At 62.7% G+C, this 25,734-nt stretch carries 21 protein-coding genes; 3 read left to right on the forward strand and 18 right to left on the reverse strand.

Features of this window, described 5'->3' with window-relative positions; genetic code table 11:
• Window positions 1–1,023: 1,023 nt before the first annotated feature.
• The 9 genes from bglX to ASE89_RS07200 form a co-directional block, all read right to left on the reverse strand.
• Complete coding sequence (gene bglX, locus ASE89_RS07160) at window positions 1,024–3,363, reverse strand: beta-glucosidase BglX (RefSeq protein ID WP_236701659.1); 2,340 nt, start codon at window positions 3,361–3,363, stop codon at window positions 1,024–1,026.
• Window positions 3,364–3,407: 44 nt separating this feature from the next.
• Window positions 3,408–5,072 (reverse strand): carboxylesterase/lipase family protein, encoded by a 1,665-nt coding sequence (locus ASE89_RS07165; protein WP_056675582.1) that lies wholly within the window; start codon window positions 5,070–5,072, stop codon window positions 3,408–3,410.
• Window positions 5,073–5,125: 53 nt separating this feature from the next.
• Window positions 5,126–7,333, reverse strand: coding sequence for a beta-glucosidase (locus ASE89_RS07170; protein ID WP_056675583.1), 2,208 nt, complete (start codon window positions 7,331–7,333; stop codon window positions 5,126–5,128).
• Window positions 7,330–8,865 (reverse strand): tannase/feruloyl esterase family alpha/beta hydrolase, encoded by a 1,536-nt coding sequence (locus tag ASE89_RS19675; protein ID WP_082451317.1) that lies wholly within the window; start codon window positions 8,863–8,865, stop codon window positions 7,330–7,332. Before ASE89_RS19675 ends, ASE89_RS07170 begins: the two co-directional genes overlap by 4 nt.
• Complete coding sequence (locus ASE89_RS07180) at window positions 8,816–10,783, reverse strand: alpha/beta hydrolase domain-containing protein (protein WP_156363343.1); 1,968 nt, start codon at window positions 10,781–10,783, stop codon at window positions 8,816–8,818. Before ASE89_RS07180 ends, ASE89_RS19675 begins: the two co-directional genes overlap by 50 nt.
• Window positions 10,780–11,088: an AtuA-related protein gene (locus tag ASE89_RS07185; protein WP_056675591.1), complete on the reverse strand. Its 309-nt coding sequence runs from the start codon at window positions 11,086–11,088 to the stop codon at window positions 10,780–10,782. The genes ASE89_RS07180 and ASE89_RS07185 overlap by 4 nt, the downstream gene beginning before the upstream one ends.
• Entirely contained in the window at window positions 11,075–12,448 is a 1,374-nt protein-coding gene (locus ASE89_RS07190; RefSeq protein ID WP_056675594.1) for an acyclic terpene utilization AtuA family protein, read from the reverse strand. The genes ASE89_RS07185 and ASE89_RS07190 overlap by 14 nt, the downstream gene beginning before the upstream one ends.
• The gene (locus ASE89_RS07195) at window positions 12,445–13,734 is read right to left on the reverse strand and encodes a CitMHS family transporter (protein ID WP_056676358.1); all 1,290 of its coding nucleotides are present in this window, start codon (window positions 13,732–13,734) and stop codon (window positions 12,445–12,447) included. The genes ASE89_RS07190 and ASE89_RS07195 overlap by 4 nt, the downstream gene beginning before the upstream one ends.
• A 73-nt stretch (window positions 13,735–13,807) precedes the next feature.
• Window positions 13,808–16,840: a TonB-dependent receptor plug domain-containing protein gene (locus ASE89_RS07200; protein ID WP_056675597.1), complete on the reverse strand. Its 3,033-nt coding sequence runs from the start codon at window positions 16,838–16,840 to the stop codon at window positions 13,808–13,810.
• A 170-nt stretch (window positions 16,841–17,010) separates the two neighbouring features.
• On the opposite strand from ASE89_RS07200, the gene ASE89_RS07205 reads away from it, so the two are divergent.
• Both ASE89_RS07205 and ASE89_RS07210 read left to right on the forward strand, forming a co-directional pair.
• The gene (locus ASE89_RS07205) at window positions 17,011–17,913 is read left to right on the forward strand and encodes a LysR family transcriptional regulator (protein WP_082451318.1); all 903 of its coding nucleotides are present in this window, start codon (window positions 17,011–17,013) and stop codon (window positions 17,911–17,913) included.
• 398 nt (window positions 17,914–18,311) lie between these two features.
• A complete protein-coding gene (locus tag ASE89_RS07210) occupies window positions 18,312–19,013 on the forward strand; it encodes a DNA N-6-adenine-methyltransferase (protein ID WP_082451319.1) in 702 nt (233 codons plus the stop codon).
• Window positions 19,014–19,354: 341 nt separating this feature from the next.
• Here ASE89_RS07210 and ASE89_RS07220 read toward each other — a convergent pair whose 3' ends face one another.
• From ASE89_RS07220 to ASE89_RS07230, 3 genes are all read right to left on the reverse strand, one after another.
• Window positions 19,355–19,858, reverse strand: coding sequence for a hypothetical protein (locus ASE89_RS07220; RefSeq protein WP_156363344.1), 504 nt, complete (start codon window positions 19,856–19,858; stop codon window positions 19,355–19,357).
• Between the two features lie 52 nt (window positions 19,859–19,910).
• Complete coding sequence (locus ASE89_RS07225) at window positions 19,911–20,432, reverse strand: hypothetical protein (RefSeq protein WP_056675604.1); 522 nt, start codon at window positions 20,430–20,432, stop codon at window positions 19,911–19,913.
• A 110-nt stretch (window positions 20,433–20,542) separates the two neighbouring features.
• On the reverse strand, window positions 20,543–20,815 hold the full coding sequence (locus ASE89_RS07230) for a hypothetical protein (RefSeq protein WP_056675611.1): 273 nt from the start codon (window positions 20,813–20,815) through the stop codon (window positions 20,543–20,545).
• A gap of 405 nt (window positions 20,816–21,220) precedes the next feature.
• Between ASE89_RS07230 and ASE89_RS20250 the strand changes: the two genes are divergently transcribed.
• The gene (locus ASE89_RS20250) at window positions 21,221–21,388 is read left to right on the forward strand and encodes a hypothetical protein (protein WP_156363345.1); all 168 of its coding nucleotides are present in this window, start codon (window positions 21,221–21,223) and stop codon (window positions 21,386–21,388) included.
• A gap of 62 nt (window positions 21,389–21,450) precedes the next feature.
• Here the strand turns inward: ASE89_RS20250 and ASE89_RS07235 are convergent, their stop codons facing one another.
• The 6 genes from ASE89_RS07235 to ASE89_RS21135 all read right to left on the reverse strand — a co-directional run bounded on the left by ASE89_RS07235 (window position 21,451) and on the right by ASE89_RS21135 (window position 25,538).
• Window positions 21,451–22,155, reverse strand: coding sequence for a hypothetical protein (locus ASE89_RS07235; RefSeq protein WP_056675612.1), 705 nt, complete (start codon window positions 22,153–22,155; stop codon window positions 21,451–21,453).
• A 35-nt stretch (window positions 22,156–22,190) separates the two neighbouring features.
• A complete protein-coding gene (locus ASE89_RS07240; RefSeq protein ID WP_056675613.1) occupies window positions 22,191–24,272 on the reverse strand; it encodes a relaxase/mobilization nuclease domain-containing protein in 2,082 nt (693 codons plus the stop codon).
• Window positions 24,273–24,284: 12 nt separating this feature from the next.
• Window positions 24,285–24,410 carry a hypothetical protein gene (locus ASE89_RS21445; RefSeq protein ID WP_269082955.1) on the reverse strand — a complete coding sequence of 42 codons (126 nt, stop codon included), beginning with the start codon at window positions 24,408–24,410 and terminating at the stop codon, window positions 24,285–24,287.
• Window positions 24,407–24,784, reverse strand: coding sequence for a hypothetical protein (locus ASE89_RS07245; RefSeq protein WP_056675614.1), 378 nt, complete (start codon window positions 24,782–24,784; stop codon window positions 24,407–24,409). Before ASE89_RS07245 ends, ASE89_RS21445 begins: the two co-directional genes overlap by 4 nt.
• A gap of 109 nt (window positions 24,785–24,893) precedes the next feature.
• The gene (locus ASE89_RS21130; RefSeq protein ID WP_056675615.1) at window positions 24,894–25,145 is read right to left on the reverse strand and encodes a hypothetical protein; all 252 of its coding nucleotides are present in this window, start codon (window positions 25,143–25,145) and stop codon (window positions 24,894–24,896) included.
• 18 nt (window positions 25,146–25,163) lie between these two features.
• Window positions 25,164–25,538 (reverse strand): ATP-binding cassette domain-containing protein, encoded by a 375-nt coding sequence (locus tag ASE89_RS21135; protein ID WP_056675617.1) that lies wholly within the window; start codon window positions 25,536–25,538, stop codon window positions 25,164–25,166.
• Window positions 25,539–25,734 lie beyond the last annotated feature (196 nt).

Consider the following 25,734-nt stretch of genomic DNA (forward strand, 5'->3'; position numbering starts at 1 on the left):
ACGCCTCCCCGTCTGTACGGTGGACGACAATCTCACTCATGCGCCGCCTGTCGGCTGCTCCAATTTATCCTGCGTTTCGCCTTTGTAGCACATAGCTGAAGTTACCATAATATCCGATTATGGTAAGTGCGCTCCGCGTGTGAGACCACAGCGGAAACTTGGACGTAGATGACGATGCAACCTCGAAAACTTTAGAAAATCGCCGAGTGGCTTCGCCCTTCCCCATGCGGCTGACGAGCCCTACATGACGTAAATCATCAACCGCTGGTACAGCAGACTGGTACAGCGTGGCTAAACCGGCGGGTCGAGAACGACGTTAATTCGTTACTTCGATCAAGTAGGCTCCCCTCCCGTAGGGGTCACCATCTCATCGCTAAGCAGCGGAGATCGGCGGGCAAGCAGTAAATCAATGCTTCGTGAGGCGCTCGGTGCTACAAATGGGGCGTCGCATGTCGCATTCCGTCAAGCGCGGCAATTTCTGGTTAGACTAGCGCCGCATTCCTTTATCCGACGTCAATCTTGTCGTTTGCCTGCCCGTAAGGGCGAAGTCCGAGGAAAGTCTGTAACCGGGGGTTCAGCCCCTGCCTCATCGTCTGAACGGACGGCTGCTTCTCGCAATCGTTGCCCAAAAGCGGCCGGTCCGGTTTCCACCAGTTATCACCAAAATGCGGATGGTCCGCATTCACCAAATTTCGGGAAAGTTACCGATGGGGTTGCAATCTCCGCCGTACGACTCTTAACGCCTTACTCGCTTATGAGACGCCTCGCCAGCAAACATCGGTAGCAATATTCTACAAACACATCCGCACAGTTTCTTGACAATTTTCGACATTGCCCGAACGACATTCCCCGCCAATGCCCTGAGCTAAATTATCGGCGGGCTTCCTTCAGAACAACTAATCCCATGCCCCAGTGGCGAATGACTTAGCGGAACGAAAATTTAGTCTACGCGGCTATTCGAGCCCCTACCGCTTCATCTCCGGCCGCCACGTTTGATCTGACAGCACGTTCTACCGCACTCCGCTACTTCCACCCTCGCCCCTTACGTGGCTCCCCGATAACAGCGAAGGTTGTGTGACTAGGGGCGTTGGAACTTGAGCCAACCCAAACGTCGAACGTTCCCGGATCAATAACCCAACCCTTGTTAGCGGCGCTCCAGTACTGCAAAGAGATTTCGTCAAGATCGAAGCTGAGCACGCGGCGTTCGCCAGGTTGGAGCGTCACCCGTTGGAAGCCCTTTAGCTCGCGCACCGGACGCGATGCGCGGCCGGCTTGCTGATGAATGTAAAGCTGTACCACTTCGTCGCCAGCTCGGCGTCCGGTGTTGGTCACCGTGGCGGACACGGTGACTTTCCCGCCGGACGCGAGGGTAGCTGTGCTAAGCGTCGGCGCGCCGATGACAAAGCTCGAATAGCTCAGCCCGTATCCGAACTCGAATTGCGGTGTCGAAGGGGTATCCCAGTATCGCTTACCCTGATCCTTGGGCGCGTGGGTCGTGTTGTGTGCATAGTAGATCGGCACTTGGCCCACGCTACGCGGCCAAGTCACCGGTAGCTTCCCGCCAGGATTGACGTCACCGAACAGCGTGCGTGCAATCGCGGATCCGCCCCGCGTGCCGGCGTACCAAGCGTGGAGGATAGCCGGCGCGCGCTCGAGCACAGGGCCGAGTTCGAGCGGACGTCCGCTCATTGTCACGACCACTACCGGCTTGCCCGTCGCCATCACTGCGTCAAACAGCCTCAGCTGATCGCCTGGCAATTTAAGCTCGGCGCGCGACGCGCCTTCGCCACTCATGTCCTCCGCTTCACCGAGCGTCAGCACAATTACGTCGGACTTTTTCGCCAGCGCCACAGCGCGATCGAACTCACTGATCGTGCGCGCTTTGTCCCAGCGCGGCTCCGGCTTGGCCACGCCTGGAATAGTAATGCTCTCAAACATCGAGGGCACCGTGCGCTTGAGTTGCACGCCCGGCGCGGTGTCGACAGTCGCCGCAGAGCCTAGACGATCGCGGATGCCTTCGAACACAGTTACTGTCTCCGGCAGGTCATACTGAAAAGCCCACGGCCCCAGCATGTCGCGCTTCGAATTGGCGGACGCACCGATCACCGCCACTCGCTTGGCCGCGCCGGGCGCAAGGGGCAGCGCGCCATTGTTCTTCAAAAGCACGAACGAGCGCTCTGCCGCTAGCTCGGCGGCCTTGCGATGCGCCGGATCCGTAAGCGTGGCCTTTGACGCGGCCTCGTCGACGTACGGATTCTCGAAAAGACCCATCCGAAACTTGGCGACCAGGATACGGCGCACCGCCTGATCGAGCGTTGCCACAGGAAGCTTGCCGGCGCGGACCGATGCCGCGAGAGTGGTCGCCGAGGCCGCCGGTCCGAAGGACATCTCCATGTCGTTGCCCGCGGCAATGCTGCGCACTGCCGCATCCGCCTCGTTCGTCGCAAAATTCTGGATAACCTGATTTTTGGTGCCGTTGGCGTCCGACACGACCCAGCCCTTGAACCCCATCTCACCGCGCAGCACATCGGTCAGCAGCCAGTGGTTGCCGACGGCGGGAACGTCGTTCAGGTCCATGTAGGCGCTCATGACGTTTCCGGCGCCCGCCTGTACGGCCGCCGCAAACGGCGGCAAGATGACATTGTAGAGCTGCGATTCAGAGATATAGACGCTATCGTAATCACGACCGCCTTCGGCCGCGGCATATCCGGCAAAATGCTTCGGGCCTGAGATTAGGTGCCCCGGCGCGCCAATCGCTGGCCCCTGAAAGCCCTTCACTTGAGCGCGCGCCATCGCGGCGCTGAGGAACGGGTCCTCGCCCGCGCCCTCTACAATCCGGCCCCAGCGTGGATCGCGGGCGATATCGACCATCGGCGCAAACGCCCAGTGAATGCCAACCGACCGCGCCTCTGCCGCCGCCACTCCCTGCGCTCGTTCGACGCCCGCCGGGTCCCACGACGCCGCATTGGCTATCGGTACAGGAAAGATCGTACGGAAACCGTGAATCACGTCATAACCGAAGATCAAAGGCACCTTGAGCCGGCTCTGCTCGACCGCGATCTTCTGCATCCGATTGATCACCGCCGGATCGGTCACGAACAGCAGCGAGCCGACCTTGCTGTCACGCACGGCTGGCTCGAACTGCACGGGCTCGCCGAACATGAACTGCTGCGATACCTGCCCGGCCTTCTCCTCCAGCGTCATCGCCTTTAGCAATGCCTCGGCGCGCTGATCGGCACTCAGATTCGCGTTCAACCAAGGCTGACCGGATGGCCGCTGCTGCTGCGCCGACACCGTTGTTGTCATCACGGTCCCCACCGCCGCTGCGGCGAGAGCGCCTGCAAACAAGCCGAACCTGCGCATGCCGTTGCTCCTGTTGGTCATCCTTTTCGCCCCCGCCTTGCCCTTCACTTGGAGACCGGGACTGTAGCGAGATCGCGGTCGATCGCTGCCAGCGCCACGTCGGTGAACTGATCGGGTAGGTATGATTGCAGCGCATAAAGCGTCACGCCTCGCGCCATATCGATCTGCGGACTTTTCAGAAACGTGGGCACATGCTTCTCGAGCACGGCGCGCGCCTGTGTGTTATCGAGCAGCTGTCCGACCGGCGTGGTCAGCGTGGTGTAGTGCCCGGAGGCTTTGGCAGCTGCCATCTTTTGGCTCGCCTGCTCTATCTCCTTACCCCACGGATCACGAGCAACCACCGTCTTGCCGTTCGCAGCAAAGTCGGCGATCGTATCGTTGGCGCGAGTATAGCGTGGCCATTGTGGCTGCCCGCCGCCGTTCGGATCACCAGCCTTTACGAAAGTTGCAAGGTAGGTGCTCATCGCCTCGCCGGTCGCCTCATCGCGTGCTGTAGTCTCCGCCCCGTACTTGATGCGGGTATTATCGAAGAAGTAGGGAATATCGGTCGCGTGCTGCGCGCCCGGCTGCTTCACTGATTCCGCGACATAGGAGAAGCGATAGCCCCACACCGGTACGCCCTTGTCGGCGAGCAACGCCGAGGCTTCGCGCCCGCCGGCGATCATGAAGCCGCTCTTGCCGCCTATGTCGGCGCTAGTCGCGCCGATCATCATTGGCATTCGAGCAAAACGGTTCTCGTCGTACGCCTTGCGGACGTCGACCACGACCTTACCGTCGACGAACGGGCCGGAATTGGTCGGCGGCGCACCCGCGCGCCCCCCCATCCCAGCCATGCTGAGCCCGTCGGTCACTTCCTCCGCCGAGAGCGCGCGCAACCGCTTTAGTGCGTCGGGCGCGGCCGGATCGATGCCCTTGGAACGCGCAAAATTCCCGCCGATCTTCTCGACGTCCTGAAGCGTATTGCCCGTGAAAGCGCGCGCATCGCCTCCCGACATCACCACTCCACGGTTAAATAGGTCCTTCGCCTCAGGTGAGGTGACAAGGGCATGCACCGAGATGCCGCCCGCACTTTCACCCGCGACGGTGACATTTGCTGGATCACCACCGAACGCCGCAATGTTACGCTTTACCCATTGAAGAGCGGCGACCTGGTCCATGATCCCATAATTGCCCAGCCGCCCACCATCGGCGTTCACCGCGGTCAGCTGCGGCAACGCGAAGGTGCCGAAGCGACCGACGCGGTAATTGAAGCTAACGAACATGATGCCCTTCTTGGCCATGTTCGCGCCCGCATAGGTCGGCGGGGACGCGCCGCCATTGACGAAGCCTCCACCGTAGATCCACACCAGCACCGGCAGTTTGCCCTTGGCGCCTGCCGGCTTCCAGACGTTGGCGTAGAGGCAGTCCTCGGCGGGCGTGGTGCCGAGCGGCGCAGCGTCGCTGGGGAACGGCTTCTGCATGCAGTCCGAACTGTACTGCGAGGCATCGCGCACACCTGTCCACTTGGTGGCAGGCTGCGGCGCGCGCCAGCGTAGTGGACCGATTGGCGCGGCGGCGAAGGGAATTCCCTTCCAGCTCTCGACCTGATCAGCGCTTTGGCCGCGCAGTACGCCGGTATCGATCTTTACTGTCGGACCAGCCTCCTGAGCAACGGCGGGGAAAGCGGAAGCAAGTGCAGAGGCAATGATGGCGGTGGGGCGAATGTTCATGGCGGTTGGTTCCTTGATGGCGGTCAATACCGCGGGGTTTGGAAAAAAGGGTATCAAGACCTGCACAGCCGCGTACCCTTCAAAGCACCAGCAGGGATGGTCAACGTCGTCTCAGCAGCGCGGTCAGACGAGGAGCCCCCGATTGTCAGGCGGATCGGCTTGGAGCTTGGGCGCCAGCAAGAACCGGCAAGGTTGAAGTCGGACAACGTACGGGCATCAAGTGCAATAGTGAGCGTCCGCGTCTGGCTTGGCGCGAGCGGAACCTTGCCGAAGCCCGCAAGCCGGCGCGGCGCCTCCCAACCGTTCGTTCCAGCGTAAACCTGAGCCACTGCCTGGCCTGCGCGACGACCGGTATTGCTGACGTTGAAGCGCGCGATGACGACGCCATCCTTCACACTTGCGCTTAGGCCGGTGTAGCGGAAGTTGGTGTACGACAATCCGTGGCCGAAGGCGAAGGCGGGCGAAAGTCGTTTTAACTCGAACCATTTGTAACCGACGGCCGCTCCCTCGGTATAGCGAAACTCGCCCTTCCCGGGCATCTCGCGATGCGGGAGCTGCTCAACGCTCGTGGGGAAAGTGACAGGCAAATGGCCTGACGGGTTGATTCTGCCGGTCAGTACGTCTGCGATCGCTTCGCCACCCTCGGTGCCGGGATACCAGGCAGCGAGGATCGCCCCAACACGTGGCGCCCACGGTGTTAGCACCGCGCCACCGGTTTCCAGTACCACCGCCGTTCGTGGGTTCGCCGCGGCGACCGCCTCAATCAGTGCGTCTTGGTTGTCAGGGAGGTTAAGCGAGACGTCAAACGCCTCGCCTGCCCACTGCGTTGCGAATACAATTGCGAAGTCTGCAGACCGCGCCGCCGCCGCAGCCGCCGCGGGATCACCGGCATCGACGTAGCTGATCGTCGCGCCCGGCAAACGGCGCCTGAGCGCCTCGAGTGGCGACGAGGGATAATACATGACTGGACCGGGCCAGTAGGCGGGCTGGACGCCGGGCACCGCATTGCCGCCACGCGGGTAGACGAGGGAAGAGCCGCCACCTGCAAGCACTCCCTTGTCGGCATGGCCGCCAATCACGACAATTCGCTTAGCCGCCGCGGCAACGGGCAGCAGGCTGCGATCGTTCTTCAGCAGTACTATTCCTTCGACCGCATCGGCGCGGCTAATGGCTGCGTCGTGCGCCACCATCGCGGCTGGCAAGTCGTAGGGCGCGGTCGTCACCGGATGGTCGAGCAAGCCGTGGCGTACCATGGCGTAGAGGATGCGCGACACCATCTCGTCGAGCCGCGCGATGGGGATGCGCCGCTCGGCGATCGCCTTTCGCATACCTTCGCCGTAGAACGGCTCTTTGTCGAACGGATAGCCCGACTGCTGATCAAGTCCCGCTGCGGACGCAGCCTCCGTCGAGTGCGTCGCGCCCCAATCGGACATGACGTAGCCCTTAAATCCCCAGGCCTTGCGCAGCACCTCGGTGAGCAGCCACGGGCTCTCGCAAGAGAGCGGACCGTTGACACGGTTGTAGGCGCACATCACCGAGCCCGGATCACCTTTCTCCAGCGCAATCTCGAAGGCCAGGAGATCTGACAAATAGGCCGCTTTTTCGTCAATCACGGCGTTGCCGGCGTTGCGATCGGTTTCCTGGTCGTTCATCGCGAAGTGCTTGACGGTTGAGATGACGTGCTGCGACTGTACGCCCGCGATCTGCGCGCCCACCATAGTACCTGCAAGCAGTGGATCCTCGCCACCATACTCAAAGTTGCGGCCGTTACGTGGTTCGCGCGTTAGATTGACTCCACCGGCCAGTAGTACGTTAAAGCCGGAGGCGTGCGCCTCCGCCCCGATCATCGCACCGCCACGTTGCGCCAGCTCCTGATTCCAGGTTGCGGCCGTCGCGAGGTTCGACGGCAATGCGGTACGCTCTCGCTTACGCTTGGCGCCGCCTTGGCTAGCTACGCCGATGCCCGCGTCCGCCTGCCACTGCCCAGGGATGCCCAGCCTAGGAATACCGGGGACATAGCCTGCCGATCCCTCGCGTGCGCCGACTGGGGCGGTGAACTTCTTTGGCGGAAAATCGGTCGCGAACTGTCCAAAGATCAGGGTCAACTTCTCTTCGGTCGTCATCTTCTTGACCAGCGCGGCGACCCGCTCCTCGGTCGTGCGCGCTACGTCTGCAAGCGGCGCCGCGACGGGCTGTGCGGTGATGGGGAGCGCAACGGCGGCGATCGCCAGCGTGGTCGCGGATAGGGTAAGGGATCTCATTTGATCGTCTCCGAAATACGGCCAGAAGGACGGCAGGCGAAGCTGCTCGCGTTAGTCGGGTTGGCACCGACAAAGACGGCGCGCGCTGGGTACGGGCATAGCGGCCGTTCAGCGGTCTGATTTAGATCAGTTTGCCGAGCGATCATCCGATCGGGCGCGCTGCCCGTCTCGACCCAGCGTTCGATCGCGACCTGCGTATTAAATCGCGAGAATCCGGGGCCCCCGCCACAATGAGCCATACCAGGGGCAAGGAAGAGGCGGTACCAGTCGCGGGTCGGACCACGCGCAGCAACCGTAGCGTAGTAGCCGGTCGAGTCTAACGGCGACACGACTGGGTCAGCGAGCCCATGATACTGGAGCAGCTTACCGCCGGCAGCGTGGAAGCGCGAAAGGGCGGGGCTCGTCGCATCGATCGTCGGGCTCAGCCTACGGTACGCGGTCGCCAAGTCGCGACCGAAATCGAAACGCCACGGCGACCAAGTGGCATCACTGAATGCCCATATCCGCCAGAAGTCGGTACGAGCGGGCTGGTTCGGCTGGCCGGGTTCGGCCAGATAGGCTGCCCAGCCGGCCTCGCTTCCTGGCAACCAAGGTGTCGTGACCCGCACACCCGTGCGTGGATCAGTCGCTCCTGCATACATCGCCCGTGCAGCCGCGATCTTGCCGGACGAGAGGCACTTTCCGGCCACCACACCGGCCGGGCAGCCGAGCACGCTTGGGTCGAACCGGCACAACATTGGATTATTAAGCCAGGCATCCCCAGCGAGGCCTCCGGCCGGTCCGCCATTGGCGGCACGGCAGGCTCCGATGGAGGTTTCCTGGAGCAGCGCTAGGTCAGACCTGTCTAGTATCGCGTGCAAGTCATCGCCGCGCGGATGGTTGGACAGATACTGCCAAAGGAAGCCCGCGTTAAGCCGGACGCGGGCGGCGCCCGGTGCACCGGCGACGATGCCGTCGAAGTCTAGTGGGAAGCGCTGTGCTTCGGTCATCGCTTGATGCCCGCCGGTCGAGCAGCCGTTGAAATAGCGATATCGCGGCCCCCGCCCATAGAAGCGGCTTATAATTGTGCGCGCGGTAATTGCGGTCAGGTGTACCGCGCGCCAGCCCCAGTCGACGATCGTCTGAGGCCTACCTCGTGCGAACTCGGGGCCATCACCTTGATGCCCCGTATCAGTCGCCACCACCGCAGAACCGCGTGCCAGTTCCGCACCCATTGCAGCCTCCGGTAGTCGTGAGGAATAGCCGCCGTTGCCCAGCATCACCATGCGTCCAGTCCAGGCCGCTTCGGGCGGCAGCCACAGTGCGAATCCGATCTGAGATCCTGGTACTGGTCGAAGTTCGCCGGTCACCCGGCATGAGCCTTTTTGGGCCATTGCCTTCACCCCTGGCCCGGCCAGCGAGGCACAGACTGCATCGACGCTACCGGCGTTTGCCGGAGCGCTGCCGGCGAGGCCGAGTGCGACCGTTGAGGCGATGAGCCGTCTAGCGGAGAACATCGCTCGCCTCCGCCTCCGCGACGAGGCTGGCGGCATCGTCGGCAAGCAGCCAGCCGTCGCCTACCTGCGCATTAGCAGCAGCACGCACGCGTCTAACAAATCCGGCATGGTCGCCGTAGCGCAATTGCAGCGATGGCCGGGGGTCACCTCGCTGTTGACGTTCGACCTCGGTGCGGGCGAAGGGAATGAATCCGCCTATGAACCCGCATGACCTACCGGCGCCATAGCCTGATGTGCGGATGTTCCAGCCGGTATAGGTGCCGATCGGGACTAGCAGCTGGACAGACGGTACGCCGCCAATCTCGTTGCCATCGCTATCGACGCGCGGCACCCGCGCCGGTAAGACGCGTCGAATGCGTGGCCGCTGCATGGTCACTACGCCGGTCTCATCACGGTACCGAAACTCCGGTCCGAGGTCGTAATCCGACATCAGGTTGATCGCCGCATCAGGCCTGGGCACTTCCGGAATTGCCGGCCATCCCATCGATACGCCCGTTGGCACCACCAGCTCCCCCGCGGTGATCGTCGGATAGCGGCTGGGCGGGGGCGGCGTTCCGTCCCTTACCCAGGCGACCAGCCGCGCCACTAGGGCTCGACGAAGGTCCGAGGTGCGAATTGGATTCAGCGCTAGTGCACAGGGCGGATAGCCGGGGCCGGCCCTCTCGCCCGCAAGCGGGAAACCGCCTGCAATCGACCCGCCGTGGGTGACCGACGGAAAATAGTAGCGCCGGACGTTCGCGGGCAGCGGCAGATCTGTCTTCGCATCTGTGCCGACCAGCCCAGGTGACAGTCGCAGCCCCCACAGCTCGGCAGAGCCGATCGTCTCCATAATCTTGGGACAGGTCCCATCTGAGTGGCATCGATCGAGCAAGCTGGATACCCCACGACCGCGTACCCGGTCGTTGTAACGCGCCCACCACAGCGTTCCCTCACTGCCGAGATCGAACAGGTCCGCAGCGCCACCCGGTACCGCGAAACGTATGTTGAGCGGTACCTGGCGGGCGGCAATGTCCGGATTAGCGCCATCGAAGACACGTCGACCGGCCTCGTCGGCGTTGAACCCCAGGTTGATGAAGCTCTTAACGAAATTACCAGATTGCGAGGTGCCGGTGATAATTGGCCAGCGTACCATCCCCGCGACCGGATTGGGCGTGCCCGCGTCGTCACGCGCGCCATGATGGAGGAAGGCGACAAGATCGCGGACGGCGGCAAAGCCGACGCCCAGCACCAGCGGATCACGCCCCTGGTAGACAAGCGTGTAGGCACGGTCGCGCGCAAAGCCGTAGCGGAGACACAATCGTCGTGGATCGGGCGTGCCCGGAAAGGCCCGCTTTTTACAATCTGCGAAGGCCCAAGCGGCTGCCGCAACCGGCTGTAGCGGGGCCGTATCCGAGGTCTGCACCCACAATCGCGCCGCTCGGGGATCGAGCGAGACCGGTAGCGGTCTAGCGACCGGCCGGCCGATGCCCCCTACAATGGGCGCGCTCGCATCGCTTGGGTCTACGCTGACGAAGCGTTGCAGCACTGGACCAGTTAGCCCCTTCGCCACCGGCACGGTTGCGGTCTGGAGGCCCGGCTGCGACGGAATGTCACCCTGCCAGCCGCTGACCACGCGGATGTGTCCATGCGGATCGGCCTCAACGCGCGCATTGCCACGGTTCGGAACGTCGTAGATGAGCACGCCGCTAGCCCGCGTGGTCTCGCCTGGGCGGGCAATGGCAAAGGTCGCACGGTAGGCGACGGAACCCTTCTTCGTGCGTGGCGCAGCGGCCAGATCGGTAATGATCGCGTTACGCGGGTCACCCGGACTTAATTCACCCTCATAATGCCCGCGCAGGATCTCCGTGCCCGCGCCAGCCGCTTCCCGACTCTCTATGACGATCCGCGTCAGCCGCGCCGCTGCAGGGCCGGGCGCAGCGAGAAGCCCCAAGGCAATCCAACGTGCTGCCGTCACGGCACCTCTCCGATTTCGAGGGTGAGCAATTGTGCGCCAAGCGTCTTGCCATGCGGGTCAAGCGCCAGTGACCGCGTCACTCCGCCGCGCAGCGCCCCTTCGAGAACGAAGTTGAGCGCGCCAAGATGTGGCAGTTCATATCGGCGAACCGAGGCCGGGGCCACGTTCAGTGCGGCGCCGACTCGGTCGGGAGTGAGCCCCGCAGCCAGCCGGGGGTAATCATCCGCGCGATAGGCGATAACCGAAATCTGTGACGTATCCCCCTTATCGCCGGTGCGAACGTGGGCAAGGTCATGCAGGCGCATGGATAGCCTCGACCAGGTAAAAGCTGGGGATGGCCACTTCGCGCGGGACGAGGCAGGAGGCGATCGCAACTACGCGACGGACGCTGCGGCTAACACCACCACCACCGAATGGTCCGTTGGTATAAAGAGCCTCAACTTCTGCGCCGACGGCCTGTGCGCCCGCTGCGGTCCCGCTGCGGCCAACGATGCGCGCGCGCACTTCACCAACCTGCCCTTCGACCAGGGCGGGCAGACGGCTGACCGCGTCCAGCCCGATGATTCTGCACTCAAGCTCGTCTAGCGCGGCGCCCGTCAGCGCAAGCCGTTCCTCGACGATCGCGATAGCCAGCCGCGCGCGCTCAACCGCGCCTGGGCCGGCATAGGAAATTTGGCCCTCGCCGATAAAGCCGTCGTCGTAGCCAATCGACACCTTGAGCGAGCTGGGTCGTTCGCGACCCAAGCCGCCGCTGACCGCAACGCAATTCCGGGCAATCTGCTCGAATTCGACGCGGGTGAAATCCGCGACTACATCGGCCTGAAAGTAGGCGCCAGGATCAAGTATCTCGTAGAGCAATTGCTCGGTACAAGTCGCCACGGTCAGTGCCCCACCCGACTGCGAAACCTTGCCGACGACGGCATTCCCTTCGGCATCAACGTCCGCGAACGGAAAGCCGAGCCGGGCGAGCCCTGCCACGTCCTTGCGTCCGGGATCGGCGAAGTAGCCACCGGTCAGCTGGCCAGCGCATTCAAGTAAGTGACCGATCAGAGTACCCCGCCCGATCCGCGTCCAGTCCTCATTCGACCATTCAAAATGATGGATCAGGGGAGCTAGAAACAGCGACGGATCTCCCACCCGCCCAGTAACCACCACGTCCGCGCCCGCATCTAGCGCTGCGACGATCCCATCCGCGCCGAGATAGGCGTTGGCCGAAATCATCCGCCCCCGCAGCGTCGCGGTTGTGCCCACGCCATCGATCAAGGGCACGTCGATGCCGCTGACGTACGCCAGCACATCGTCACCGGTGACCGCGGCGACCCGCAGCCCCTCAAGCCCAAGGTCACGCGCAACCTTGGCGACGGCATGAGCCGCCGCAATTGGATTGGCGGCGCCGGCGTTCGTAACGATGCGTACACCTCTAGCGTGCGCCGCCGGCAGTACTCGCCGCATGCGCTCGATAAGCAAGGGATCAAACCCGTCGTCGGGATCGGCCTGACGCCGCGCCTGCGCTAGGGCGATGGTGCGCTCCGCAAGACATTCGAAGACCAGAAAATCGAGATCGCCGCGCTCGACCAGCTCGATAGCGGGCTCGATCCTGTCGCCTGCGAAGCCCGATCCCGCGCCGATACGGACAGTATCGCGCTCTCCGCCCCGCGCGCTCACAGCGGGATGGCCCCGGTCAGCAGGGCTGCTAGCGTCATCACTAACGTCGCGCCAAACAGCCACGGGATTGAGAAGCGCTGGTGTGCGCCCAGCTCAATCCCGCTCAGACCTGCAACCAGGAACGTCGCCGGCGTCAGGGGACTAATCGGGAAGCCCGTGGTCATCTGGCCAAGGAGCGCGGCCCGCCCGATTTCGACAGGTGCGATGTCGAAGCGCCCGGCCATCTCGGCTATCACGGGCAGCACGCCGAAGTAGAAGGAGTCAGGATCGAATAGGAGGCTAAGCGGCATCGATACGACCGCAAGCAGCGAAGCCATGTGTGCGCCAACCGCCGTCGGCAGGTGAGCAGCCCCACCCGCCGCCATTGCGGCGATCATGCCCGAGCCGGTCATCACGCCGGTAAATACGCCCGCCGCCAACAATATGCTCGCCATAAGCAGGGCTGCGTGAGCATGCGCGTCGATCCGCTCGCGCTGCGCTTTGGCGCCGGGAAAGTTGATGAGCAGCGCAAGCGCGGTGCCGATCATAAAAACAACTACGGGCTCGACCATTCCCGACACCATAGTCGCTACGACAATCAAGGTTAGCACGACGTTAACCGAGAACCGCCATTGAGAGCCGGCGGGCGATTGGATAACTTCACGGGTGACAGTTTCGGCGGCTCGTGGTGGCAACCCGGCCAAGCGCAGGCGCTCGCGCCGGCCCAACCACCAAGAGGCCGCGCCGACGAACGCCAAGCCCGCCAACTGTGCACCAACCATTGGGGTAAACAGCGCCGCAGTCGAGACGCGGAGCGAGGCGGACGCTCGAAGCGTCGGCCCGGTCCAAGGCAAAAAGTTCACGCCCGCCGCCATTGAAGCGGTACATGCGAGCACCCTTCGGTCCATTCCAATACGGTCGTATACGGGCCTCAACGCCGGAATCGTCACTAGGAAGCACACCGCCCCCGAGCCGTCGAGATGGATGACAAGAGCCAACAGCGCGGTCCCGAGCGTGATCCGCTCTGGGCTATCTCCGACCAGCCGCACGACCAAAGCAACCAGCGGCGCCAGTAGCCCAGCGTCGGTCATTACGCCGAAGAACAGGATGGCAAAGATAAACATGCCGGCAACCGGTGCGATCCGGACAAGTCCGGACACGACGTAGGCCGGCACCTGGCCGCCCACGCCCACCAGCGCAGCCGCAATCACCGGGATTAGGATGAGCGCCACCAACGGTGACACCCGGTTCGACAGGATAGCCGCGAGCAATGCCGCAATCACCCCAAACCCTGTTAAAGCCAGCATTGCGTCCTCCGCCGTACCTTCCGGTAAATTCACCATTATACCGATGATCTATTGGCAATGTGGCAAGCAGCGATCAGAAGTTGACCGTGAGCTGGACCGTGGCGGTCCTACCGAACGGGTTCGAATAAGCCCCGTTGAACGCGCCATTCGACGAGATCGCTAGCGGCGGATCGCGGTCAAACAGGTTCTGGATCGTCACGGACCCCCTCAACCCCTTAAACGGTGTGGGCGAGTCATCCAAATTGATGGCATAGCCCAGCGTCATATCGACCGTGGTCCACGCATCCACCTTCTGCGGGGTCAACGACTGGCCAATTGGGCCGAGCGCCAAGTCGTTGAGGTAGGACCCGATATAGTTGACGAACGCATTCGCACTGACGCCCCGGTAGAGCAGCCCCAGGCTGCCGCGTCCACGCCACTCGGTTGGCGAATTATAGAAGCCGAGCCGATCAACAAACGGCGAATTGGCGACGACCTGTTCCTTGTTACTGATCGTCCAGCTTACCGCCGTAGAGGCGTTGACGGTGATATCCCCGAACTTGTGCAGGTAGCTGAGCGAGGCGTCCAGCCCGTCCTGCTTGGTCGCGGCGAGGTTCGCATTGCGACCGTCGATCAGCACGTTGACGGCGCACGGATTTGGTAGCGTGCCATACAGCAAGGTTCGGCTGAGATAACTCCGCAGCACCGGATCGAGAGTCGACAGGTCGGTATTGACGCAGCCCGCAGGATTCCTGACCGGGATGATGAACTGACTGTACCCGTTGTACCCTGGGTAGCCGCCAGCCTGGAACGCGGCGATGGAATTTGGTTGTTGTATGCGATCCGTATAGCGAATGTTGTAATAGGTTGCCTCGGCCTTGAAGTCGCCCAGATTGAGGTTCCCACCGACCGACCAGTTGGTTGCCTTCTCCGGCTGAAGCTGCGGGTTTGACCCGACCACGACCCCGACATTTGTAAACCCAGGCCCGGCACCGTTGACGATACGCGGATCGTTGTTTGAGTTGGCAAACCCTCCGACCGCGGAATAAGAGAACAGGTTGACGTCGGGTAGTGACGGGGCCCGGAACGACGTGCCCCATGACCCTCGCAAGCTTAAGATGTCGTTGACTACCCAGGTACCCCCAATCTTCGGGTTCGTCGTGGAGCCGACGTCTGAATAGTGATCATAGCGCGCAGCTGCGTCCCAGGTTAAGCTCTTGATCAATGGGATATTCATATCCTCCCCTATGATCGGAAGGTAGATTTCCCCAAACCCTGACCAGATCGTCCGAGACAATTGACTGTTTTCCGCCGTTGTATCGAAAATGAAATCGTTAAGTGCGTTGCGGTTTGCGCCGTTGATGTTGTAGTTATACTGCTTGTTCCGTTCGCCCCCGAACGCCGCCCGGACGCTGCCGGCAGGCAAAGAGAACAATGGGCCGTCGAACTTGACTACCGCATCATCTAGTCCGTTGCCGCTGCGCTGGAGATTGTCGCCGATAATTGTGCCAAGCTGCGTGGAGGTCAGAGCAATCGAACTCAGCGGATTGATATTGCCTAAGTTGATCTGATACTGCAGCGCGTTAGGATTTATATTGCTTCCGACTTGGCAGTAGTTGCAGGCTTTGTCACGACCATAGGTGTAGTAACCCTCGGCCCGCCAGCTCCACGGTAGCCTGATCCGCGCGCCACCGGTAACCGAGTAGGTCTCGGATCTGTTGTCGAAGTTGCTCGATGGGATGTCCTTGAGGGCGCTGTACTGCACGTTCAGCGGCGCTCCTGCGGCGACGCCAGGAATGCCTGCGATATAATAGGGATTGCGAGTGGCAGTCACCGCTCCCGCCTGATTGAGCAGGAACGGCGACAGTGTCACGTTCTGGACGGTGGATGCCGGTGAGCGCGAAAAGGTGTGCCGGTTTGAGTACGTTCCTTGCAGGAACGCCTCGACCGAAGGGCCGAACTCCTGGTTCGCGAACAGAGAGACCTGATGACGATCGAGCCGACCGGTATAGTCGTTGAAAAAAGCGTTATCTGCTAGATTAGGCTGATTGCGAAGCAGGTTTGCCGGAGTAAGGCCAACATTGGCGCCCGCTGGCAGCCCGTAATATGTAAAGAAGCCGGCGCGCGGGAGCACCGGGTTCTGCGATCCGTCCGCATTTTGTACGTAGATGTTGGCCGGACCGGCTAGCGTCGCCGTGGTACCGTTCAGACGGTTGTCGGGCCCTCCGAACGGGCGCAAATCGTTCAGTAGGAAACGGTTCTTTGCGCGCAGGAAGGGGTCGCGGTGGCTGTATTCATAGCTGACAAGGAAGTTGCCCCCTCCCAAGCCGCCTACGTCGCCCCATTTCTTGCCGATTGTGATCGACGGCTGAATCTGAAAACCGCCCGATTGATTAGTAACGCGCGTCGACGCTTCGACGCCGTCGAAGTCCTTTCGAAGCACAAAATTGACGACGCCCGCGACCGCATCAGAACCGTAGATAGCCGATGCGCCGTCCGCAATTACCTCGATGCGGGCAATGGCGGCGATCGGCACCTGGTTCGCTTCGGTAAAGTTGGAGGCTGCCCCCGTTCCGACGACACGGTGACCGTCCACTAGGGTCAGCGTTGCTTGTGCGCCCAATCCGCGGAGATTGATCGCGGAGCCCTGCTGCGAGTTGTAAGATCCTTGTGTTCCGCCTTCACGGAAATCACCCAGGTTCCTGACCTGTGGGAGGGTGTTAACGGCATCCGCTACACTGGCAACACCGCTGGCAATGATCGTCTCGCGGCTCAGCGTTACCGCCTCGCTCCCGACGGCCTTAACGCCTGAGATGTTAGTGCCCGTTACGACGATGTCGGCCGGATCACCAGTGCGGGCGTCGTTGGATAGGCTACCCTGCTGATCCAAGTTGTCGCCGGCGTCACCGGCGATGGCCGTCGGTGCGTTCGGCGTACCCGCGGCGCTTGCGCCCGCGCCTGGAGCCCGCGCGCTATCTGTCTGCGTCGGATCGACCTTCGGGGTTGGCAGCGTTCCAGCCTGGCTGGTCGAGGCGCCTGCCTGCGCGACCGCCATTCCCGGCATTGCCAATGCGACCGCGAGCGCGCCAAGGCTTTCGTACGCAAAACGAATTTGATGGACCTTCATGTTCCCCCCCTCTGATCGGCCGGCTCTCTACCGACTCTAGCTGATGCGATCGGCTCGGGGCCGTCGCTCGCCGAACGTGTATCGGCGAACGCGGACGATCACAGAAATACAAAGTCTGGATTGATCGATCAGCTTAACTGATCAATACAGATCACCCGACTGGAGGGTAGATGCCGCATACGCCGAGCCTATCGAGCCTAAGGCTATTTTTGAAGGTCGCACACACGCAGAACTTCAGTGAAGCAGCACGGCTGGCGAACCTATCGCAGCCGGCGCTCAGCCGTACTATCCGACTGATGGAGGAAGACCTTGGGGTACGGCTGTTCGACCGTAGTTCCCGCAAGGTGGAGCTTACTGGCGCGGGCGGCATGCTGCTACCGACCGTTGAGCGACTGATTGCGGACTTCGATCACGCCTTTGCGGCACTGTCGAAAGACCTCACCGGCATGCGGGGGCGAATTGTCATCGGCGCGCTGCCATCATTCGCCGCCACCACACTCCCGCAATTCATCAAAGGGTTCATCGCCGTCAGTCCGGCAGTTGAAATTGTGGTCCGCGATGAGATTGCCGGGACGCTTTACCGTCAGCTTCGTGACGGACAGACCGATCTAGCTTTCGTGACAGAACCGGAAGATCGAGACTTCACATTCGAACCTTTGTTGTCTGATCGTTGCGTGCTGGTCTTCCAAGCCGGATCGGCGCTGGACGTTCCCGGCCCCGCACCCTGGTCAACTGTCGCAGGTACGCCATTTCTCGCAATGGCAGCGCATAGCAGCGTGCGAGCGCTATCTGACGCCGCACTAGCGCAGGCAGGAATTGTTGTTAAACCGCTGTACGAAGTATCTCAGCTGGTAACCATGGGCGGCTTGATCGCCGCTGGTCTTGGACTCACTGTTCTCCCACAATCGACGATAAAGATGCTGGCCGATCGTTCAGTCGCCTGGCGGACACTCGAAGACCCTGTAGTGGAACGCAGGATCGGGTTGGCTCAGGTTGTGGGTCGTTCCCTCTCGCCGGCCGCTACTGCGTTTCGCTCTTTCAGCCTACGCCTTTGGCACGATATGAAGGAGTGATTTCGACCAAAAAGTATTGCCGCTTAATTTTCCAAATCATGTACGATCAATTATTAGATCAAGGTTGGTTCTTCCTTGGCCAACCGCATAGCGTTTGGCCGGAGGCACAAGAAAGCGGCTGATTACCGTCTTGCCTCAAAACTTGAACGAACGTCCACGTATAATGTTTGTCATCCGAAAGTGGACCGCCCTCTTTCTACCGGAAAACGACGAATCAGCCCCCCCCCTGCCCCATCGAATTAACGAACGGCTGTTTACCGGCTATCGCCGCCCGATAACTGACGGGCCGCTATCCACCAAATTTGCCTCCACATAGGTCGAAAACTTTTGCCACTTCGCGAACTGTAGACTGCCTGTACCCGATATCCGGGTGAACAGTGACTGTGCAGACACGATAAATGGCAACGGCCTTGCCAACGAGTCTTCACGCGGATAACCCACTCGTATATGAACCCAAACGGGATCAGACTCTGATACACGAACTACGTGATGCGCGACGGACTTCCGGCTGGTCACAGCGAACCCTCGCGGACCGGATTGGCGTCGAGGCCCAAACTATCAAGCGGCTGGAGAAAGGCATCGGATCGGTCCCGACACTGATCGCTGCCATGGCGGCGCTCGACTTTCGCCTGACCGGTCTCGCGGCCGGCAAGTCGCTGCCCGAGCAGTTGTGCGCGCAACGGCGAAAGCGATCGATTTCGTTGAGAGGGGCAGCGGACAAGACAGGTCTGTCACCGACGACCATCGCCGCGCTGGAACGGGGCGGCGGATCGGTGGCGAGCCTGCTGCGTCTGCTCGCCGAAATCGCACCCACTGCCCGCCGCCGTGCACCCGAACGATCCTATTGGGGACAAGGCGACAAGGAGGATCGCGATCGCCGCTTTACGCCGCCCGACTTCATGACGAGCATCTACGCGGCGTTCGGCGAGATCGATCTTGATCCGTGTGGCCATCTGCTCAGCCCGGTCATCGCGCATCGCCGGATTCTGTTGAGCGAAGGCGGCGACGGGCTGGTCGATGAATGGTCGGGCAACGTCGCTTTCGTTAATCCGCCATATTCGCAACTCCTTCGGTGGCTGCGACGCGCCCATAATCAGTAGTGTGCCGGCAAGGTCGAGACGGTTGTCTGCCTAGTGCCGGTCCGGACCGACTCTGCCTTGTTTCACGAGACGCTGAGCGCGGATGCTGACATCTATCTGCTGCGGGGGCGTGTCCGCTTTCTCGATACACGAGGCAGGGGCCAGCATACCCCGTTCTCGCTAATGATCCTGACACTGGGCGCTACGCGCCAGCAGAAGGACCGTTACGCAGAACTGGTCCCGGGTCTTTGGCTGGCTCGCAGCGTCAGGGCGGTATCTGGGATCAAGGCCATAGGTGGCTGACGCCCGCCAAGTGATCCTTGTCGACCTTCGCAGTTCCATCGTCGGTGTTGCAGTCACCGTCACGCCGCCTGCGACCAGACCTGGTATCGACCGTCATCGACGGCGTCGCTCTCGAGCGTCAATTGGTGTGCGAGCCAAGCATCGGCGCGCGCAACGCCATCGGTGACGCTGCCAGCGGGCTTACCATCGATGTGGAGGATCTCGCCGGGGGCCAGACGGAAGTGGCCACGGGCGCCGGATTGCGGCAGGACGAGGCCGCGGGTCGCTGCCTTCGACAGGAACAGCCGGCAATCGCTCTGGATGTGGCAGATGTCTTCGCGCACCAGAAAGACGATCATGCCAGTGAGCGCGTGCCTACCATCCTCGCCGGAGCCGTATTCAAGGTGGAGCACATCTGTTTCCCTTGATCGTGCCTTCTGGCCGAGCCTGATCTTGCCTTCCAGGTCGAGCCGCCCACCGCCGGTGAGCACGACGCCAGCCTTCAGCTGGCGGTTGCCGAGCAGCAACCGGGCGACGGCTTTGGTGCAGGCTGTTTCGAACGCGTCGTAAGTCATGGTCATCATCTTGCTTCCTTGTTTCATCCCCGCATCGGGGCCGCTTCCCCTTGTCCTCATCTCAACCCTGGTTTTTGCTGCGGCAGGCGAGCACGATCTGTGCAGCGGCGCTTTCCAGTCCGGCGGCGCGATCCCACGCGCTGTCCCACGGTGACCCGGTGGCGATCTCGGCACCATCGGGGCCGATCTTCACGCCCAGGCCGGAGCCGTCGGGGACGAGATGCAGGCTGCGGTCGCGGTGGCGGAAGAAGCTGAGGGCGCTGAGGAGAAACGGACCGCTGAGCGAGTGGAGCGCGATATCGACGCGGACCGGGTCGATGCTCTCAGGGTGAAAGCCATGGCGCACCAGCACGACATCACACGAGCGCGTGGCGGCGCAGCGCCGCAATGCCGGGTCGAACAGGCCGGCGGCCGTGATCGGCGTGACAGCGACAATGAGGTTATGCTTCAGACATTCGACGGCGGCAGGCAGGCCCGTGTTGCCGCCCAGCGGTTCGGGCTGGTCGGGTCCGAGCTCGGCGAGGACATAGTTCAGGAGCGCAACCGACGCGGTCGGCAGAGTTTCGTGGATCATGTTGGACATGGGGGCCTTCGTGGACTGGCGTGATCCCCGGACCGGCACGGTCCGGATCAGGCCCCCTTCAAATTTCATTTCTCGTCAGGGGCTTCGCTTCGCCCCGACCGTTTTTTCCCTCAGTGCTGCCGCCGGCACCGATCGCGACCATCGCGGCGGACCAGTTCGGTCAGCCGTGCATAGCCCCAGCGGTCGAGTGCGCGGGCGCTGTCGGCGACCCTGATTGTGCGGGATTGCCGCTCAACAGCGGCGGGGCAGTGCGAGGCGATGATCGTCAGAACGGCTACGCCGACCTCGCCGGCCGGCTGGCGTTGCCGCCATTGTCCGGCGACTGCGCTCAATAGCAGCACTGCTGCGGCCAAGCGGAACACCCAGGGAAACCGGTGTCGCATCAACTTCTTTCCTCCAGCGGATCATTCACGCTGGCGGCTAAGCGTTCAACATAGCTGGCTATTACCAGAAGCGCCCTGCGCACGTCTGGCGCGCATTATGGCACACGCACCGCGTCATCTGCACAACAGCACGTAGTTCGTTAACCGGACCGGCATTTGGAGAGCGCGTTCGCCAGCAGGCGGACCGAGGCGTGGAAACCTCGCTATTGGTAGCCGAACGCCCGGCCCGAACGAGTTTCGGCCGGGAGGCGGACGCGTATGTCCAAGGCCTTCGGGCCTAAAGGTGTCCGCGCTCGTCTAATAGCGAGTTTCCAACTTTTGGCTCACGGGCCGGCACCGCCTCGTTCCATGGGGCGGTGCCGCCGGCTGGACGAGCCTGTGCATCGCCGAACACGGGTGGTGCGCATGATTGAAGATTATCGTCAGCGCTGGCGCTCGGCGCATCGCTCAGGACTGGTCTTATCGGGAAAATTGTTGCTCGCTACCTCAGAAGGCGGCGACGCGGAGCGCCTGTGGCAGGCGCAGTTGCAACGCGCAGCAGGAGGCGGGGCACCGGCCAAGTCGTTGTTCTGATACCATCCTCCACATAGGAATGGCAGACGGGGCGGCGCTGGCCGCACCGTCTGCCACTTACCTTAAGCCGCAACGGCGAGCCGCTCCGAGCCCGCGCGGAATGCTGCCCATTCCTCCGCCCACAGACCGTGCTCGGTCTCGGTCAGATCCTCATGTTCGGCGAGCCAGCCGCTCGGGGCATGCTGGCGGGCGAGAATGCAGATATGTGCGTGGGGCAAGGCTCTGCTCAACTCGTCGCCCGGCGTATGCAACGCGACCACGCTAGTCAGCCGACGACCTCGTGCCAGATGGATCGTGGCGTAGGTCGCGGCCATGTCCAGCAAATCATGCGCGGGCATGTCCTCGTCACCGCGCACAGTGATGACCGCCGCCAGCAGCCGCTGGTGCGGGCGCACCACCGCGTCGTAATCGTCGAGCAGCCGGGCGAGCGAGATATCGGCGACGCCGCGCGCCAGCACGACGCGGTGATCGCGTGCGGTCACCGGCATGCCGCATGTCGTCGTCGGCGTGCTGCCCGCCGGTTTGAGCGGCGAAAGCTTCGCACCGATCAGCGCCGCGACGCTGTTCACCTTCTGCTTCGCGCGGGGACGCAGCAGCGCGAAGCCGATACCATCGCAACCGGGTTCGCGGACATCGAACAGCGTGTCCATCACTTGCGCCGGGCTCTGCCACGTCGTCGTCACAGCCGTCTTCTTGGTCTTCATGAAGGTATATTCCGTCTTCGAGGCGGCGCGGGGCTGCTCACGCGTCGCCAGGTCATTTTTCACCGATATGGTACAGCCGACAGGCCTCCCTCCTTCATTCAACGTCCGGGCCCGGCTCTCCCGCCGCCGGGCGGGGGGGCGGTCACATCATCCGGTCCCTTACTTCGTATCGGCGGGATGCGCCCTTGTGTGCGGCCGGTCTGCGGGCCGGCAACCTCGTTCGACGATGCAATGCGCGGCGGTTTCTGCGCTACCACCCCAGTGGCTTCACCGTGCTGCGCCGCCTTACGCTCGCGGTCAGCCCGAGCTGCGTCCATGTCGGCGAGCCGTTTCTGCGTCTCTGCCTCACGGTCTGGGTCGGCCAGCGCGCGCTGTTCAGGCTGCGACAAACCCGCGGTGTCGATTGTCCATTGCCCAGCGTCATCAAGCACCGGCAAGCGTTCCATGTCCTCCAGCTTCGAGAACGCCTGGACCCATAGCCGTTGGAGGACTTCAGCCTCACGAGCGCGGACAGCCGCCCGGACATCGGGCGGGTCGTCGACAGATTTGGGCGGTGGCACGGGTTCCGCATCGATAGCGCGAACCGATCCATTCGCCGCCGCTGACCGGTGCGCCAAATCCGCAGGCGGCGCGGTGACGACCCGCTTCGTCTGGCTTTTCGTTGCAACGATGGGCTTGTCGGCCGTCTTGCCTTTCGCCGGTTCCCTCTCGCTCGTTCGTGCATCCGGCTCGGTGATGACCAGCGATGTCGGGAGAACCTGAGACGGTGGCTTGGGTTGCATGGCCTGCCACCGGGCGGCGAGATCACTGTCCGTCAACACATGACCCAGCCCGTTCCGCTGTGCGAGCTGAAACGTGCGCTCATGGAATTGCTTGTCGCCAGTGACGGACAACTTGCCGTCGAACTTCAGCGCCGCCAACCGCAGGGCAGCCAGCATCGCCTGGTCATCTTGGATGACGACGCCGATCTTCGTGCCGCGATCGAGGAATGCCGTCGGCTCTTCCGGGCCCCGCGCGTAGCGCACGCCGTCCGAACACGGATAGCCGTGATAGCCGTCGATCTCGCCGGGCAGATGTGTCGTGCGGCTGGCGGCGCCACTGAAGTGCGGCAGTTCCGTTACCCGCAGGCGATTTCGCCAGCGCGAAACGAAGGTGACTTCGCGGCGAGTATAATACCAGCTCTCCAGATCGGGCGGCGGTGGCATCAGCTTCGCCCGACGCTCCCGCACCGCAGGACGCGACTGTTCCGTCTCATCCTGACTTTTACCGACCAAAGCTTCGCGCTGCTCGCGACGGGCCTGCTGGTGCCGGCGCCAGCGTTCGCAGTCGGCTCGATATTCGTCGGCACGGAACGCTTCTGCCAGCCGATCACCGTTCGGGTCACGAGGCACGTCGTTGATCGCCGCCGCGCGCGGCTCGAAAGCACCGAACCGTTTCTCGACCTGCGTCCGGGTGATCGCCCGATCGATGCTTGACGCCTTCACCCGCTCGTCGCCGACCGTCAGCGTCACGCCATTGGTGCCGACGAGGTCGTAGCGTATCCCGATCTCCGCCAGTGCAGCATGCAGGTCGCGCCATGACCGCGCGGCCTTGATGCGCGGCACCGCATCCTCCTGCACGATCCGTTGCGCCGAGCGATAGCCTGTCCGGTTCTCGAACGCCGCCGCCTTTGCCCCGATCGGCTTGCGCCCTTCCTCCTGCCGTGCCGCGGCACCCGCGGCCATGACCGGCCTACCGTCGAGGACCGCATAGCGGGCGTCGGCTTCCGCCTGCCAGCCGAACCGATCGACGATGAGGGCGACCGCCTGATGCGCGGCTTCGCGGGTGAAGCCGTCGTTGATCTCGATCATCTGCCGCGAAAGTGGGTCATAGCGGTTAAGTGCAAGATGAACGTGACGATTGTCGGTATCGCCGCGGCAGGCATAGATGCACGGCTGGCCACCGACGCCGAGATGCTCGACGAACATGGTGACTGTCTCGTCGATCTCCGCCGGCGTCGGCAACTCGCCTTCGCGCCAGCTGAGTAGCCAGTGATCGATCGGATTGGGGCTGCGACTAGCCGCTTGGGCAATGGCGATCATCTCGGCGCGCTGCCCGTCGATATCGGTGCTGACGAAGTTGCGCGCACCGACATGGAAGAGGCGCTCGCCTTTCGTGTCGCCGAGCTTCTCGGCCAGCATGTAGGCGACCTGTTAATCCTTCTCCGCGCTCTGCTTCTCGGGCTGCCGGAGATAGTCGACGAGGTTGCGCGCATGCCTCGCCCGCTCGACCGTCGCGTTGCGTCCGGCAGGCCGTGCGGGGATGTGCTTCACGATCACGGGGCGGGCGCCTTCTCGTCCTCGCCCACCACGTCGTCCAGTTCGTCGACCAGGCCGCGGATCGCGGCGCAAACGTCACCGAGCGTATCGGCGATCACGAACTCGTCGACACCCGGCTTTTCGGCAAGCTGCTGGATGCGACGACCCGCCACGTGCAACGCGGCGATCTTGCGCAACGCATCGCGATTGCGCACGCCCCCGCCGAACAGCCGCGCGCGAACATAGGCGGAGATGCCTAGTTCGCCCGCCTCGCTGACCAGACGCTGCCGCTCCTCGGCATTGACCCGGAAGACGATGCGATCACCTGTATCGACCCTTGGGGCGCGCTTGCCACGTTCCTGACGACGCGGTCGGCCACCCTCGTCCTGGCTCACTGCCCTTCCCCTGCGACAAGCCCCGGCGCGGAGCAGGTCTGCGATAGCAGATCGTGGTGTCATACACCACCCATCCTGCTACCTTCCTTCCTCCTTCGACAGCATAGGCTCAGGCCGGAGCTGCTTCATTCTTGCTGCTAGCATGTGACTGCCGTCGGTCAGGTGTGGGTAAGGCGACTTCCGGCGTCGATGCCCCTGTCTGTCGCTCGAACAGAGAACGATAGTGGCCGTCATCGACCGCCAGCAGGCCATCATACAGGCCGTCCTCCACGATCCGCCCCACTCCGAATACTAGGACCCGGTCGAGCGCGCGAGCGGTGGAGAGCCGGTGCGCGATAACAATCGCGTTGCGGCCGACCATCAGCCGCTCAGTCGCCTACTAGATCGCGGCCTTGGATCCCGAGACAAGGCTGGAAGTCGCCTCATCCAGTATCAGGACCGGGGCATCGACCAGGAAACCACGAGCGATCGCTACCCGCTGGCGTTCGCCGACCGACAGCTTCACACCCCGCTCGCCGACCAGCGTGCGATGGCCCTTCGGCAGCGCCACAACACAATTATGAGCGCTGGCAAGCCGGGCCGCCCGCTCGTTCTCTGCGAGGCTCGCGCCCGGGTGCCCATACCTGATTTTTTCGGCCAGCGCGCGATGGAACAGCACCGGCTCCTGCGGCCCGATTGCGACCTGCCGACGCGCCCCGACATAGAAAGCGATGGCGTCGTCATAGTCATCGACCAGCCGCGCGGTCAGGCTCAATCGCTGGGGCATCCCGACCCCGGACGGATATTGATGGGGTGCCGAACTGTTTCCGCCAATCGTCGTGAAATCGCCAGCCTCCCTGGACGGTTTGGACATCGGCCGCAAAGGGCGATCGATGCCGGACGACCGGAACCGACTTGCCGTTTTGTCCCCATCGTTGTACCCATCGCTGTGAAACCCGCCGACAGACGGG

It is taken from the genome of Sphingomonas sp. Leaf30 (assembly GCF_001422525.1).
Taxonomy (GTDB): Bacteria; Pseudomonadota; Alphaproteobacteria; order Sphingomonadales; family Sphingomonadaceae; genus Sphingomonas; species Sphingomonas aerolata.